13 protein-coding genes are annotated in these 16,553 nt (G+C 33.9%); all 13 read right to left on the bottom strand.

Annotation, left to right across the window (positions count from 1 at the left end):
• Positions 1 to 145: 145 nt before the first annotated feature.
• The gene (locus tag QO190_RS10490) at positions 146 to 5,293 is read right to left on the bottom strand and encodes an Eco57I restriction-modification methylase domain-containing protein (protein ID WP_371463313.1); all 5,148 of its coding nucleotides are present in this window, start codon (positions 5,291 to 5,293) and stop codon (positions 146 to 148) included.
• Positions 5,286 to 5,963, bottom strand: a complete 678-nt coding sequence (locus QO190_RS10495; protein WP_371463312.1) for a hypothetical protein — start codon at positions 5,961 to 5,963, stop codon at positions 5,286 to 5,288. Before QO190_RS10495 ends, QO190_RS10490 begins: the two co-directional genes overlap by 8 nt.
• 69 nt (positions 5,964 to 6,032) lie before the next feature.
• A complete protein-coding gene (locus QO190_RS10500; protein WP_371481325.1) occupies positions 6,033 to 6,956 on the bottom strand; it encodes a hypothetical protein in 924 nt (307 codons plus the stop codon).
• Between the two features lie 37 nt (positions 6,957 to 6,993).
• On the bottom strand, positions 6,994 to 7,713 hold the full coding sequence (locus QO190_RS10505; protein ID WP_371463308.1) for a hypothetical protein: 720 nt from the start codon (positions 7,711 to 7,713) through the stop codon (positions 6,994 to 6,996).
• A complete protein-coding gene (locus tag QO190_RS10510) occupies positions 7,703 to 8,542 on the bottom strand; it encodes a M23 family metallopeptidase (RefSeq protein WP_371463307.1) in 840 nt (279 codons plus the stop codon). The genes QO190_RS10505 and QO190_RS10510 overlap by 11 nt, the downstream gene beginning before the upstream one ends.
• Positions 8,543 to 10,534 carry a type IV secretion system DNA-binding domain-containing protein gene (locus tag QO190_RS10515; protein ID WP_371463305.1) on the bottom strand — a complete coding sequence of 664 codons (1,992 nt, stop codon included), beginning with the start codon at positions 10,532 to 10,534 and terminating at the stop codon, positions 8,543 to 8,545.
• A 58-nt stretch (positions 10,535 to 10,592) separates the two neighbouring features.
• A complete protein-coding gene (locus QO190_RS10520; RefSeq protein ID WP_371463303.1) occupies positions 10,593 to 11,462 on the bottom strand; it encodes a DUF4138 domain-containing protein in 870 nt (289 codons plus the stop codon).
• Positions 11,462 to 12,673, bottom strand: coding sequence for a conjugative transposon protein TraM (traM, locus tag QO190_RS10525; RefSeq protein ID WP_371463301.1), 1,212 nt, complete (start codon positions 12,671 to 12,673; stop codon positions 11,462 to 11,464). Before traM ends, QO190_RS10520 begins: the two co-directional genes overlap by 1 nt.
• A 33-nt stretch (positions 12,674 to 12,706) precedes the next feature.
• On the bottom strand, positions 12,707 to 13,060 hold the full coding sequence (locus tag QO190_RS10530; protein ID WP_371463299.1) for a hypothetical protein: 354 nt from the start codon (positions 13,058 to 13,060) through the stop codon (positions 12,707 to 12,709).
• 2 nt (positions 13,061 to 13,062) lie between these two features.
• Positions 13,063 to 13,677, bottom strand: a complete 615-nt coding sequence (gene traK / locus QO190_RS10535; protein ID WP_371463298.1) for a conjugative transposon protein TraK — start codon at positions 13,675 to 13,677, stop codon at positions 13,063 to 13,065.
• Positions 13,678 to 13,748: 71 nt separating this feature from the next.
• Positions 13,749 to 14,996: a hypothetical protein gene (locus QO190_RS10540; RefSeq protein ID WP_371463296.1), complete on the bottom strand. Its 1,248-nt coding sequence runs from the start codon at positions 14,994 to 14,996 to the stop codon at positions 13,749 to 13,751.
• 2 nt (positions 14,997 to 14,998) lie between these two features.
• Entirely contained in the window at positions 14,999 to 15,826 is an 828-nt protein-coding gene (locus QO190_RS10545; RefSeq protein WP_371463294.1) for a hypothetical protein, read from the bottom strand.
• Between the two features lie 18 nt (positions 15,827 to 15,844).
• Positions 15,845 to 16,513, bottom strand: a complete 669-nt coding sequence (locus QO190_RS10550; RefSeq protein WP_371463293.1) for a hypothetical protein — start codon at positions 16,511 to 16,513, stop codon at positions 15,845 to 15,847.
• Positions 16,514 to 16,553: the final 40 nt, after the last annotated feature.

Genomic DNA, 16,553 nt, shown 5'->3' on the forward strand with positions numbered 1-16,553 from the left:
CAAAGTGTGTAAGTTAAAAAGTTAAGGTGTATTAGTCACGATATAATCTGAGCCTTTTGTCAAAAATAAGCATAAATTGGTTTAAAACAATACCCAATTTTGGATTGGCATTGACCATTTTTTAGTAGAAGTAGATGTACTTCTTTTACCTTCTCATTACATGAGATTTTTGTTCATCTTCAAAAGAAATTACATTGTTTTCTTTTTCAATCATTCCAAATTGTGAAGCATTAAATAATTCGGAGTTTTCTACCTTTCTCTCTTCCACATAGTCTTTCCTTTCATTAACCTTCAACTGCATTTCCTTCTCCTCCCTATATTTACAAACCAAACTCTCCCGAACATCAGGTAAATTCTCCAATCTTTTATCCAATTCCGCAATCTTATCTTCAGTAATTTTTGTCTGCTGTGCAATCTCCATCACATTCACGCCTTTTTGTGAAAGAATATCAACTTCCTCTTGTACTTTTTCTCTAGCTAAATCAATTGACTTCTGATAAAACGGTAATTGGTTTTTCCAATATTCTGCATTTTCACCTTCATCTTTTGAATAACCAAGAATCCTATTATAATTATTCTGTGCTTTGGTGACTTCTTCTTGTACTTTTAAAAAATCTTGATGTTTTCTCAAAACAAAAGCAATATCAGCAAGGTGTTTATTTTTTTCGCTTTCAATTCTTTTTTTTATCAACTCTATTTCAATATTGGCTCTGGTTTCAGGATTGGTGATGATGGCTGTTTTTAGCTCTTGCGTACTTATATCAGAAACATCCAACACATCAGCACCTTTTTTCATTGCTTCTAAATATCTTGCCTGTTTAGATTGCAATTTTTGAAGCATAAAAACATCAATACTGTCATTTGTCAGCATAAAATTAACTCGCACATTTTCGTTTTTATTTCCTTGTCTCCAAGCTCGTCCTTCTACTTGTCGTAATGATGTGAAATTATAAGGCAAAGAAAGCATATAAATATCCGTCGTATTTTCTTGAAGATTCATTCCTTCCTGGATGGCTTCACTTCCAATAACTACCTTTATTTTTCCAATATTAAAATCATTTTGAATTGCAATTCTTTGATTTTTATTTGTTGCTCCTGTGATAATTCCGATTTCTTCTGGTTTGTAACCAATTTCCTGAATGAGATATTCTTTGAGTTTTGGAAACTCTGCTACCGCTAATTCAGAATAGATAATTTGTCCAGATTCCGGAATGTCTTTTTTATTTTGTTGAATTAAATCTATTGTTTGCTTCAACTTTGGAGAATTTTCAATAAATTCTTTTGTAGAAGGATTTTCACCATCATAGTAAGGCGATAAGTATGGAGAAATTGCAATAAGCCTCGCATTTAGAATATGAGTAAGAATTGCCCCTTTTTGTGTTTCATTAAAGCTCTCATTGAGTAATTCATATTGCTCCTTGGTTAAATCATTCTGCTCAATTTTATATTTTTTATTGATTTTATGAGGTCGTTTCAGTTCGGGATTATCCTCTTCGCCTTTAATGTCGATAAATTCGGATAGAAGCTGTTGAAACAAAGAATTATTCTTGAATCTTCTGACATTGGCTTTAAATTTCACATCACCTTTAGCATCAATTTCCATATCATTATCCGCCTCCATAAAAGTCTCAAAGAAAGTATTCACATTGAAATATCCCGATTCTTCTAAACGTTTATTGGCTATTAAAGAAAGTATAGAATAATATTCTAAAGGCTTATTGGTAAAAGGCGTTGCAGAAAGAAGTGTAACATTTCTGCCATCGTTTTTCTCTTGAATATATTGAGCAGCCATCCAAGTATTAATCCCCAGTTTGGAAGTCTGTTGGTTCTGACTTCTAAAATCCGAAGCAAACCTGCGGTCTTCAATCTTTACTTTTCCAACAATATGATTGGCGTTGTGAACTTCATCATAAGTGAGATGATCAAAACCGAAATCTTCCCAATCATAGATTTTACCACGCTTCATTTTCCCTTCTGTTTCTTTCACTTTTTCAAGTTCCTTTTGGAAATCTCTTTCACTGATGGTGTTTAGACTTTTTAATTCGTTTTCAGAAATGTAAGAAAATTTTGAAGCTAGATTTTGGGTAATGCATTCTGAAAAGCCAATATTATTGAAACCTTCATAAGTCACAATGGTAATTTCCCCGTCTTTATTCTCAAATTTTGATAAGTCGTAATCTTTCCCAAGGTTTCCAAGAACATTCACTTTCGCATTCGGAATGGTTTCAAAAATGGTTTCTACCCATTGTTTGAGAATACTGTCGTTTGGAACTACAATCAAAGGTCTTCTAGCATTTCCACGTTCCATCGCTTCATGCATGGAAAGAATACCAGACAATGTTTTTCCAAAGCCGACTTCGTGAGCTAATAAACTAACGCCTTTCGTTGTACATCTTCCTACTCCAGATTTTTGAACTTCGGTTAAACGAAGCTCTTTTCCTTTAAAGTTTTGATGAATTTTTGAAAACAATGGAAATTGAGAATAATCAGGAACATGAATATTATTATAATTTCTGTTGAATTCTTTTACAAAACGATTTCTTATATCATCAGATAATTCTTCCCGAACAAACTTGTAAAACAAATCATTTGCAGCAACTTTTCGTCTTTCTCTGACTAAGGCATTTCTTTCTTTATCGCTTCCAGTAACCGTTTCATTATCTACAAAACTTCGCACTTCCCAAGCTGAAGAACCTGCAAAAGCCTCACTGGATAAAGTACCTACAAAATTTTTGAACTTTTCTGCAAGGTTGTAATCAACAATAACAGTTTCGGTTCGTTTTGTTGCATAGTTATAAGTTTTCTTTTCTGTTTGTCCTAAATCAAATTGGTGTACAAATTCGTGATTTGGACTAATAAAGATTTCGTCTAAAGATTTTGGTTTTGGAAGAACTTTGAGAAGTAGTTCCCTTTGCTTTTCATACTGGTTTATCGTTCCACCAACTGAAAATTTATCTTTGAAATCTAGCTCTAACTGTTCTAATTTTTTATAAATATTTCCTTCAGCATAATAAAAATCGTGTGCCCATTTTCCTTCAATATAGTTTGCGAATTGAGAATGTTTTTCGTGATTATTAAGCGTTCCATCATAAGCCGTATCTCTGAAAGCTTCAATTTGTTCTTGTGTTATTTCAGAACTGTTTTGTAAAGAAGTATTGACAATTTCATCGGGTTTGGAAAACTGATATTTTAGAATTCCTTTCTTGAGTTCAGGTTTAGTTTGAATTTTATATTCGTTCAGATTTTTTGTATTGTGAATAGAAATTATCCTATCACTTTTTTCAATGAGTTCTTTTAAATTTTCCTCTGAAAACGATGTTGGTTTTGTAGTTAAATTTTCTCGAAGGTTTTCATATTTTCTTATTTCTGAAATAATCGTAGGAGATTTAAATTTGATATTATTGAGTTGAGAAAGTGCCGTTTCAACTTTCTCTTGAGCTTCGGTTAAATCTAAATCTTTATCATCGGTTTGGTTTTCATTTTTTACTTTATTTTCAACTTTTGCATCAAATTTTACATCGATTTTAGGTTCAGAATTTTCTAAATATAAGTCTTCAAAAAGATTTCCGATTCTTGCGGTTTCTTTCTTGTTTTTAAACTGTTGAATTTTTGCCAAAGCCTCTTCTAAATTTCCGTGAACATAGTTTTCTAAACGTCCAAAACGATTGGTTTTTTCTCGTGTTTCGCCTAAAATTCTTGAAGGATTATTTTCAAAGTAATTGGAAATATCTGTAGAAATTTTTTGATTACTTTTTTTGAGAATAATAATGTCCGTTCCGATTTGAGTTCCTGCAAAAGCTCCGTTTGGCAAACGAAAACCTTCTACAATAGAGGCATTTTGTAGATTCTTTTGTCTATTCAACCAACCCGAAGGAAGCACCATTGCCAAGATTCCGCCTGCTCTTAAAGAATCTAAAGAACGTTTTACAAAATAATCTTCGTATTTGGAGATTTTCGGTTCTTCGCCCAAACCTTTGTACAAGCCACGATGTTCGCCGTAAGGCGGATTTCCGATGACTACATCATACACCAAATAGTCATCTTTTTTATTTCCTTTTTCATCAATAAATTCGGTTTCAAAAGAACGAAGATTAATATCGGCTTCGGGATGCAGAATTTTTGTGATTTTTGCGGTGGTTTCATTGATTTCAAATGCCGTAATAATTGATTTTAATGCTAAATCTTTTGTAGCATAAAGAAAATTACCCGTTCCAACGCTTGGTTCTAAAACCGAAATTTCTACTTTATTTTGTAACTGGTCTTTGATTAAGTTGCGAACGGAATTTACAATTTTATCATCGGTGTAATATTCATCTAAAATTCCTCTACCTTCTTTCGCTGTACCACCACTTTTGTATTGGTTGCAGATTTTTTTTAGATCATCAGTAATATTAAGATTTTCTTTGAGAAGAATTTTCTGATTGTTAGAAACAAAACAAGCTGCAGAAACGACTTCTGCAACTTGTTCATTGGTCAATTTCTGACCTTTATATTTTGAAATAAGAATATCTAATTCCTCATGATTTGTGGAATTAGAATTTAATGTTCTTTCTGATTTATTGGATACAGTTCTCCAGGATACGATTCCGCCCACTGAATGTTTTCTTCCCTCATTTTTTTCATCATCATTCTGTTGTGGATGGTCATCGAATCTTCTTTCTCGTTCTCTGTCTCCGACCAAATGCTTCCAGATTGTGTCTGCAAGTCCATTTCCAGCATTGTTGCTGCCCAATCTTTGTCCGCTTGTGTGATTTTCGTTTTGCTTGGATTGGCTGTTTTCGCCAAATTTTCCAAGATTTCTTCCAGTAGATTCGGATCCCAAGTGCTCAACGTTGGAAATTCTTTCGGATTGAGTATTGTCTCTTTCATTTTGTGCTTTTTTTGATTCAACTAAAGTAATATTTTTATCTTTACGTTGGAGTTTATTTTGTAGATATTCATTGAGATTTTGGTTTCCGTTTTCTGAAATTCCGTACAAAGTTCTGATATCCTTGATGTTTTTGTTTTTAAATTCCGTAAGAATTTTGAGTGTCTGCATATTTCCTGTTCTATCTCCCTCCAAACAAAGAAATATTTTACCTTCGTAGTTTTGAAATCGATTGATAAATCTTTTGGAATTTTCATCGGCATTGAGTGTTACCAGAGTTCTGTTGTTGTTTTGATGATTCAACCTCAAAAGTTCCAAAAACGATTCTTTGTCTTTATGATTCTTAAAGACAATCAATTCATTTTTATTTCCTTCCTCAACGGAAATATCCTCAACAAAAGGACTTAAAGTTTCTTTGTCACTCACTTTTTCTGTTTTTCACAAAATGGTTAAACTCAAAAATTTCTTTGGCGGTATCGTCCCAATTTTTTCTAGGAATTAACTGAAGGGTTACAAAGATGTCTTTCTTTTTATCGTAGGAATCTATTCTTTCAATTCTCCCGTGATAATCCTTGCCAACTTCTTTGTATAGCGAATAAGGCAGAATCGTATCCGTCGGATAAATGTAATATCGGGTATAATTCCAAGGAGAATTGATTTCAAAACGTTTGTATTTTTTTTTGAAAAGAATAGTGTCACTCAATTTTCTGCGGTTTTTGTAATTGATAAGCGGTTCTTTGGTGAAGACAGCTCCCATCGTTTTGGCATACACCAAAGTTGGTTTTTGCTTTTTTTGCAGTTCTGATAAAACGGTTGAAGTGTTATTATTCAAATCATAAAAAACAGAATCTTTGATGAAATAAGTAGCAGTCGTCATTTCTGGAAATTCTAAATCAGGAACCAATTCAATGATGGAATCATTCTGATAGTTGAGCCTAGAAATGTGAAAATTCTGCATCTTATTTAATCCTTTGGAAGCATCAAAATACACATTGGAAATGATGTCGATTCCGCCTTTTTCTGACTTAATTTCTTTGTGACAAGAAATCAAAACAAAAAGCAGAAATAAAGATGGAAATATTATATATTTTTTCATTTTTGATTTATTAAAAAAAGCGGCAAATCATTAAGACCTACCGCTTTCAGATTAGGGTCAGGTATTATTTTATCGTTTAATGCTTTGTTCTTTCACGTTGTTTTTTTCGTGCTTATTGTCTTGTTCGAGACCTTCCAACGGTTTGTTGGTATTGATTCGGTTCATATCAGAATCATACAATTTCAGGTTTCTGTTTTGAGGATTAAGGATGGCTTTTCCTTCTATAACTTTATCATCTTGCTCAAATTTCACCTTTACGATATTTCCCTTTTCCAAAGATTTGATGGTGTTTTCTTTGTATTCGGGTTTGTCAAAAATAAGGTTGGATTTTTCTACAATTTTGTCGGTCTCCACACCGTAATTTTTATAAAAATTTTGAAACAGATAATTTCCTTTTTCTGTTTTAGGTTCTTCAAAGTTGAACTGGACAAAAGCGGTTTCCTGCTGGTCGCTTTTCGGATTGTGAAATTCTATTTTCACACTTCTGCCTTCTAAAAGATTAATGGCTTCTTTTGCCGTAAAAGTATTTTCTCTGTTGACTGGGAAATTGTGAGAAATTTCCTCATTTTTTTCGTTTGTCAATTTTGCGTTGTACGAATTGAGAAAAATACCACCACTATCTGTTTTGTTAAACTTCAAGGTAAAGTCCACTTTGTTTTCAGGCAATGCTTTGTCGGAAGTGGTTTTGATTTCAAATTGTTGATTTTTAGATTTGATACCTTTTTCTAAATCTTTGTGAAGTTTTTCTCCTTCGCCGAAACCGAGGTATTTCATCTGATTTTTTAGATATTCCACTTGGTCGAATTCTTTTTGTGTTTCCATAATGTTTGGGGTTTGATTGTTAATATTTAATTTTTGGTCTTTTTCTTTAAAGTCATCTGGTGAAAACAGATCTTCAAAATTTAGATTGTTTTCTTCCCAATCTAATTGTTGGGAACTCTTCTGATTTTTACTATCCGCTTCTTCAAATCGGAATGATTCACTGCCCATCATATTTTTTTAAGTTGTTTTAAAAAAAAATTAAATTAATTTATCTTCTAAATTTTCGTGACTTTTCTTGTTCTTCCGATTGTTCTTCTTGCTCCTCTCGATTTCGATTGGCATCTTCGTATAGATCTCTGTCATTAACATTCAACTGAACATCAGAATTATTTTCTTTTGCGATTTGTTTTTCATCTGGAGTAATGCTGTTCACAGAATCAATTTCTCGGGAAACGATATTCAGGTCGTTTGTAATTCTCTTGGCGATTTCTGGATATAGGTCTATTTTATCGTAGAGAAAGTTTTTCAGCTTTTCAAGTTCCAATTTGTATAGACTGATTTCTTCTGGATTTTTTCTTTCAGTAATTATTTTTGTAAACTCAGAAGCATTTTTGATAAGATCCAGCTCCTTTACGGTAGCTGTTTCCTTGTCAAAAACAAATGCTTGTTTTGAAAAACCCAATTGAGCCGAATGTCGATTTTCATTAACATTGTATTGTGCTCTTGTTTCAGAATACTGAATCTTTTCTTTACTTTTTTCCAAAATTTCTGACAGGCTTTTGTCTCTTTCCAAAAAGATAACTTTTAGTTGGGTATTATTTTCAGTGAGTTGAAAAGTCGCCCTGTTTTTGTCGTTGTCGGCAACGATGGTGTATCCTTGTAGGAATTTCTGAATATCATCTGCATTTAGTTTTTTTGAGAAGGATAAATCTTCATTGATAATACCGAATTTCTTCAGTTCTTCGGTTGGAAAATTTTCATTTTGCATAATAGGTAGCGATTAATTGGTTTACTTTTATGAGGTCATTTAAAAAATGAGTAGGATTGATGCTTTGTCCAAATTCTTTCACGGAAAAGTGCAGATGCGGTCCAGTTGAATTTCCTGAATTTCCGCTTTTGGCGATGATAAACCCCGCTTTTACAAACTCTCCGACACGATAATAAATTTCAGAAAGATGGAGATAAGCCGTTTCAAAACGGTTAAAGTGATTGACTTTGATATAATTCCCACCACCATTATTGTCCCAGCCTGTTTCCGTAACGATTCCGTCAAGAACCGAATATACATTTTCGTAATTCGCAGCCAAATCAATTCCGTTATGAAATTTAGATGCTCCGAAAATCGGATGCATTCTTGTTCCATAAGGTGATGTAATGGAGATTTCTCTATTCAATGGCATTACGATTTTTGAAAAATTCTTCTCTCTTGGTTTATTTACAAAATCGTATTGAGTCAATTGGTTCTTACCATTTTGAGAATGAATGAGCATTTTAGTTTGGGCAACTAAAATCAGGGAATCCTGCATTTTTTGTCTATCCCATTTTTTGTTGTTGGCGGATGAATTTTCTTTAAGTATCGCTTTCAAGGAATCTAGTTCATTTTTTAGTTTGGCTTTTGAGGTAATGTTAAAAAAATCCTTCCACGACTTTCTTTCTTTTTTTAGCTTCGGATTGTCTGTTTCTTTTACTTGCTCTATTGCTTTTGCAGATTCCGTTTTCTTCGGCAGTGTAGGTGTTAGTGTATTGAACTGTCCGAAAACTGTTATCTGAAAAGACAATATTAACACTGCTATAAAATATTTTTCTATGGTTTTCATTTATGCTGTTTTTATATTTTCATTGACGATGAGTTCTATTTCATTATTGATTTTTCTGAAATTGGTCATCAAAACTTCTTCTTTGCGATTGTTTCCTGCTTTGTCTATAAATGAATAGTAAACTGGCATCGGAACGTAATTTTGTTCTTCTTGCTTAATGGATTTCATATCCAAATTGATTTTTCCGTTAATCGCAGATGTCTTGTATTCATCAGTATCGTTTTCTTCTCCTTGCGCAATCATTCCTACCATTTCTCCAGTTCTTAATGCTGCAATTTTTCCTGCTGGAATCATAAAGTCCATTTTTTCGTTAATGCTAGTTGTTGTTCCTTGTTGGGAAATAGACTGGGAAAACGATTTTTGCTTGATTTTACCAAAGAGTTTTTCAAGCCATTCCAACGTATTTTTATCTCTTGCTGAACCAGAAAGAATATTCCCAACAATGGCAGAAATTGTATCTGCAACTTCTTTTTTGTAAAACTGACGAAGCTGTGGTATTTCTTGCAATCCTAATAGTACCGCAACTCTGTTGCTTCTTGCGGTTGCTACTACATTGTCGATTTTATGAATGTAAATAGTTGGAAATTCATCGGCAATAATTCCTCCTGGCAAATTATGTTTGGAATTAACCAAGCGTAACGTTCGATTTAGAACAGCAGAATACAGCGCCGAATTAATATCCTGTGTTCCTGGATCGGAAGCGAGAATTATAATAGATGGATTTTCTCTGTCGGTAATTTTCAGTTCTACTTCATCTCCCGAGAATACCCAGAAGCTTTCCTTGGTTGCCAATCGGGAAAGGAATATTTTTAATGTTCCTATTTGTCCTTCCAATTGATCAAACGCTTTGTTGTCGTACGCTGTCTTGAAAGGAGAAAGCAAGGAACCTATCTCTTCGTTGGTAAACAACGCATCGAAAATTTCTTGATAGCTCCGATTCATAAAAGAAAGAATATGGGGTAAGTCTGAATATTTTCCGTTCTCTAGTTTTGCAAAAAAGTAAATGCAGGAAGCCAGAAAATTAATCGCTGATTGGGTAAAAAATGCTTCAGAACCACCCCCTGAACTCGAACCTCCTTTTTGCAATGAGGAAACCATCGATTCTGCCATTTCCTGTGCTTCCGCCAAAGTTTGGATATATTTTTTATGAAATGGATTGACTCTCCTTGATTTTTCTACCTCATTTAAGTTAATCACATTGAAACTATACTTGTAATCTGATTCTTTACTTTTTTTGAGTAAATAATGGTAATACGCAATCTGTGCTAAATCGGGAAATTTAAAATCATAAATGCAAAGGCAAAAACCTTTCGCAATCATCTGCCGGATTGCGGGATTAATCACACCGAAAGATTTTCCGGAGCCAGGTGTTCCAATAACCATCGTTCCACGAAAGGGATTCAGGTTAATCCAGCCCTTGTTGCTTTTGCCCCTGTATCTGAATAAATAGGGAATGTTGATATTCGTGTCGGACTTTACCAATTCCTGATTTTGGTCAAAAGATTCTTCCTCTACATTCCATCGGTCTTTTCCCATTTTTTGCTGCATAAGTTTGGAAATACTGTCTGCTCCCATTTGGAGGATCACTGCACCTAAAAATGAAAGCACCGCATAGATAACCTGATACAGATTCATTCCGGGAAATACTTTTGGAAGTTTTGTATTTCCTGCTTCATTCTGCACAATCAGAGATGAAAAAACCATTACCAGTCCTAATACAATCGGTAATACAATTTCTGTAGTAATATTTAAGTCTTTCTTTTTTTTGGCTTTCGTTCCAACAGCTACCAATCCTATCAAAATCAATGTGGCAAACTTGGCATTGATAGGAGGGTAAATAAAACTCAGCTTTGAGAAGTTTTTCAATAAATTGGATACAACTGGAATATTCGCATTGAGATAAAAAAGTGATGCACAATCCAATGCCACAACCGCATAAACTGCTTTTTGTAAGAAACCGTAAATCTTGATTTGATGTTGTTGCTCTTGCATTTCTTGAATTAAAAAATTAATGGATTAAAAGATTAAAAAATTGGAAAAGGCACTGCCCCTAGAATGTGTCGGCTTTAAGGATTTCAGAATAATTGATCTTCATTTCTATGGTTCTACCAGAAAGTTGTTCCTCAATTAATCGTATCATCATTACTTTTGAGTTTGGAAAAGTGAATTTTTTGAATACATAGATATTTCGGAAATTTTTACGGAAGTTTTTTTGATGATTCAGTTGAAAAATGGGAATCATCTCAATACTTTGATTATTGGTGGCTTTATAGATTTTTTTGTCTTCTAAAGAGAATTTCAAGTCTTCAATGTCATAACTCAAATTGGAATTATTTTTAAAAGTCATATCCAAAAAAATATAATCACTCATCACATATACATTGTTCAACTGAATATTCAGTTGAAGATTTTTCTCTTTTCTGATTGGATTTTTTTCTGATTTTTTTCGAATAATATCCATTGCAAATTTTCTCAATTCAAGATTAGAAAAAACCATTTTATCAAACTCAATGGGTTGCATATCTTCGGGCTGAATATGAATATTGGTGACCGTATTTAAGTTTTCAGAATTTCTGTAAACGGCTTTGTATTGTGCAATAAAAGATTGTCCTACTACCGTTATAATTCCAACAGTATCTCCGCTGGAAAATAAAACAGGTTTTATTATTTTTTCTTTTTGATTAACGTCAGGATTGTCAGTAATTTTAATTCTGGCAATATTGGTAGCTGGTAAATCTCCTGTGAGTTTTTGTGTAGATAAGTCAATGTATTGAATCGGTTCTGGTGAAATAATATGCAGGTTGATGCCTTCTGTAATTTCTATTTCTGGTAAATCAGAAATGATTTGTTCTTTTGTTGCCGTTTGTGCAGTTAAAAATTGAGCTGTACTTAGTAACAGACTATATAATATCGTTCTCATTATTTTATTTTTTGTTGGTTTTGTAAATCTTTCAATTGTTTTTCGTCAATCAGAAATACATAAGAATTGTATTTCAATTTGGCTTTGTTGGTTTTAATCAGGTTGGCAATGGATTTGGAAGTGGATGTAAATAATTTAGAACCAAGACTGGTAAAAAATCCTTGTCCGCCCATATCCATTTGAGTTCCTTGGACGGAATTACTTCCCATTTCTCGAATCATATCTCTGAAAACACTTTGGGGTACATACAATCCTTTCATACCATCCACATCATAAATGGAAAGATTAACTGGGAAAATTTCTCCTTTCGTGAATACGGATACAATTGTAAGATCAACTCTTTGCATCGAAAATCCCGAAATCTGTCCGTATAAAATGGAGCCTTTGCTTATTTTTCTGTTGCTTACGAAGATGTCCTCCAACAGTCGAAATCTAATCCTGCTTCCAAGAAAACCTTTGTTATTTTCATCTATCACTGCTTTTATAAAGCTGTTTTCCTTTTCTTTATAAAAAGCATTGAAATCGTTATTAATGCCTGATTTACTGACATTGAAAGTGGAGTTAAGAAACTCGTTCATTTTTTCTTTACTGGCTTTAAGTTTTTGTTCTGCTGCAAGTTTGCTTTGGTATTCAGGATCTCGTGCTTTTTCTAAAGAATCCATGACCAACATTTGCTGTTTCAGATATTTTACGGGATCTTGTGGATCATTTTTGGATGGAGCTTTTGGACTTTCTGAATCACATTCATTTTCTTGCTTTCCGTAAGATTTGTCATTCAGCATTCTTATAATTTCTGAAGATCTTTTATAATCTTTGTCTTCTCTCTGAGATGAGTTAGGCTTATAGTAAGAAGATGGATTTCCTTTTTCACGATATTGGTTTTGTCTTGAAGAAACGGCTTTTAATGAATCAATTTTTCTTTTTTGAACTAATGACAATTGGTCATCGTAGTTGTATAAGCTGTCCTCTTCTTTGTCCAGACCTTCCAACATGGTTCTGTTGTCGTCTTTTTTGAAAAATGCATCGTACGCATCATTCTTCGTCATAATAGAATCCTGTGTTTCGCCAAGCGAAAGAGACAATTCTTTAGGTTGGTCTTTTGGTTTGTCCTCTTTCGTAAATTGTGCACCTACATAGACAAATAGCAACAGAAACGGCAATGCTAATAGAGGCAAGATGTATTTTTTCTGTTTGAAATCAATTTTTTTCATTTTTTTTAATTTTTAGATAAAATGCCTCCGGTGCTACCGGCCATTTCGTAATTTTTGGTATTGGTTAAACAAGTAGTCAATTCTTAAACTGTCTTCTTTTTGTAATTCTTTACGGTCACTTTTCACTTTTAGTGACTTAAGCTCATCTACTATTTTTGCCATTTCCTTTTCATTGTTTGTGGTGGTATTTTGTTCCATCTTACTTTTGGAATACAAAATCGGAGGTTTTATTTTAAAAGCATTATCGGATGGGAAAAAGATGCCATGAATGAGAGAGCCAATAAAGGAAACCGATAAAAATACCATCGAATAGATGAAGAATTTTTTCGGATGTTGACTTGCCCAATTCAGCCATTTTTGTCCTGTTTGTTTTAGTGTAGTATTCATTTTTAGTACGAGTTTTTAGTTTGGTTAGAGATTTCTTCGTTGTCTAGGATTCGCCAGTTTTTAAGCATCACGCCATGAGGATTATTAGGACTTCGGATAATGTCATCGAAATAACCTTCAGTGATTAGCTTTCTTGTAATAACTGATGATTTTCTGGTAATCATCTGCTTTCCGAAAAAAGCAAACTTCCTTTGCTCCATATTGAGCGCAATAGAATCAGCGTGAATACTGACCATTGAACTAGAGGCAATAATTTGATTGTAAAAACCTTTCTCCTTTAAGTTGGTGTATTCTTTTTTCCCACTGTCATCTATGAGGTACAATGATTTCTGAATATTGTCCTTGATGTAGGCATCATCTGGCGCAAGCGTAAAAAACAATCGATGAAATAGCTCAATTTGTGCTTTGTATTCCACAGGACGATTCAATAAGACATCGGTTTGCTTTGCCAGTACAGGAACTCCATTATCTAAAATATAAATGGATTTTCGGGAATCCTCAATCATTCTGTAGGCAAAAAAGAAACCTGCAACAACGATGAAAACCGCAAACACGATGGCGGAGATGGAAACCACCTTGTTGATTTTAATTCTTTGTTCTATATTTTTAATAAGCATTTTTTTTAGTTGTTGGTTGATTGTTGATAGTTGTTGGTAATGGATAATTGATAATTAACTATTAATCACATTTATTTTCCGTTTTTCATGGCTTCCTGAACTCTTCCCGATGCAGAACCTGCTGCTGCGGATTTTGTTGCTACTGCGACTGTAGAAGCTCCTCCAGTTTTTGCAGTTAATATTGCTGTTTTAGCACTGCTTGCCATTTTTCCTGCCGCACTTTTCATTTTGGTCATCGCTCCAGCTCCTCCTGCAGTAACAATGGTATCGGCAATGGTGGGTGTCATCAGAACTCCGATTCCCGTAACGATATAGGCAACGCAGGTAAACAGTTGGTTATATATCATTCCCGAATTACTTACATACACCATTAAGGCATCTAAATTGGTAATGGTTTCGTTGGATAATAAAGTGTCATATCTTTCAATTTCCATCGTATAGCCAGAAGCAATCAATTGCTGTCCGATATTGATAATCGTATAAGCTACAAAAGTGTAGAGATTGATATTGATGAATTTAGATACCCAGCTGTACAAGGAATTTTCAAATCCTGGAACTAATGCCATTCCAACCGCAATAGGGCCTAAAATAATAAGGATATATGCCCAAATTTTTTGGATAAAGAAAATGAGATACACGCAAATTCTCAAAATGGAAAGGCAGACAAATTCAATGACTTCAGCGACTAATTTTTGCATTTGAAATTGCATTCTAATCTGCCATTCTTTGATGGGTTGTATCAATTTATCCAATCCCTCGCTTACATCAAACCAAGAATCATCTGCGTTTTGACTGGTGTTATTGATGACTTCCTGTTTGGCATCTTCTTCCGCATTGAGTTTGATAACAGCATCTAATAGTTGCTGTTGCTTTTTGAACCTTTGAACCCGCAAATCATTAACTTCGGATTCGATGTCACTGAAGATGGCAATTCCAGGTTGCGCTATGGCTTCAAAAGGGGCTTGAATGAGATTGACAAATCCTGTCCAATAAACGAGAGTAAATCCAATCAGAATAGGTTTTAGCATGGGTGTGATTTCCCATTCTCTGTCTCCAGCTGCCATTTGCCAACCCATATATCCGAGATACATCAAAGCTCCTAATCCTCCAATGGCTTTTCCTACCAAAGCAGAGCCTTGTGCGCTATCCTGAACGCTGTTGTCCAATTTTGTAAAGACTTCCATAAACCATTTTTCGAAAGCGCCGTCGCCTTTTAAAAATTGGAGCAGATTGCTGTAATCGCTGTCTGTTTGGGAAAATCCCATAATTGGCAATGCTATTGCCAAAAGACAAAATAATAAGGTGAGTTTTTTATTCATTTTTAAAATCGGTGTTTATATTGTTGCATGGTGTTACGGACAATTTGTTTATCCGAAGCAGGTGTCCATTGGTTGGCTAAAGCAGTAGATAAATGATTTTTAAAAATATTTTTATAATCTAATAGAAGCGTAGTCCTATCATTGTACTTCTTTAATTCTTGTACAAAATTTCTCCATTTGATAAGCGTTTCGTGGTACATGATGAACCGTTTTCCTCTTGGCATTTCCATACTTCTGGACATCGCATATTTTTCTTTGATGAGATCCAATTCTTCCTGCAATCTTTTTAATGTGCCTGTAGTATTGAGCGTTTCATACGTTTGCTGGTCTTTCAGTCTCCATTCAATAAAATTTTGAGGGGTGTTGGGGAATTCAGTAATGGGTTTCAGCATTCGTTTGTAATACAACAACCACAATGGATCAGCATCAACGGTTGCAGAAGTCCAATGCGCAAAATCCTGAACACTTCTTTTGTAAATCGTATCAGAAGCAGCTTTAATTTTTTTTGCTTCTTCTTCCTGAAATTTTAACTGGGCTAATCTTAAATTTTGTTCTCCGTTTGGTTTTAATGGACGAATGTCTTTGCCATTTTTGTAATCTCTGTTAATGCTCGGTGCCCACATTCCCCAAACTGTGGCGTAGGCAAAGTTGGTTTGAATGCCTAAAAAGTATTTAGGATAAGGTCGCCAATCTCCCCAGCTTTCATAAGTCATTCTTTTGTGTTGGGCTACAATGGAGGGATCATTTAATTTCTTTATACTTTGTCCATACGCTGAAGTCGCAATAAATAGTAAGAGGAAAAATTTTCCTTTTTTAACTATATTTTTCATCTGTTTATCTATTTTTTTTTAATTAAAGATGTATTTGAATTTTGTGATAATATCTCCTACAATTGCTTTGTCAATGTTGATATAATTTCGAAGCTTGGGAATCTGATACAGATAAGGGATTTTCTTGGCATTCTCTAATCTTAAAATGATATAGAGAATGTTCCCATTGATGTTTCTTACTCTTGTAAATACTTTTTCAATGAGCATTTCTCTATCACTGGCATTCATCAAGAAATCTTTATTTTCATTCAGAATCTCCTGCGAAACTTCTTGTTTAAGTTTCATCGTTTGATTTCCTATTTCTACATAATATTTGGAAACCAAAACAGCATATTCAGGATGTTGTGCTGATAAATCCAGCATTCTGTTGGAGTTGGTCACAACCTTTCCTAAATACTGATAGAGATACATCAGTTTTTTGCTTTGAGTAAGCGCTGAATTGACATTTTTGAGCTGCTGGTAAATGTATTCCTGAATGGCAATTACTTGTGCGGTTTTGTTTTTAATATCATCATACAGTTGTTTTTGCTTTTCATAGGAACTTAAAAATGTTTGTTCGCTTGCCAATCTTACCGCATGATCTTTCGTCATTTGCGCAAAAAGCTTGTCATTGAATACAATCTGTTGGCTTTTGATTAAAATTCCAAAAAATGTCAATAATCCAAAAGTTACTATTTTTTTGCTCATTACTTTATTATTTTTTTATTAAGGTATTTGCTAATCTTCG

Origin of the sequence: Cloacibacterium sp. Arc13, from assembly GCF_041431305.1 — a bacterium.
GTDB lineage: Bacteria > Bacteroidota > Bacteroidia > Flavobacteriales > Weeksellaceae > Cloacibacterium > Cloacibacterium caeni_B.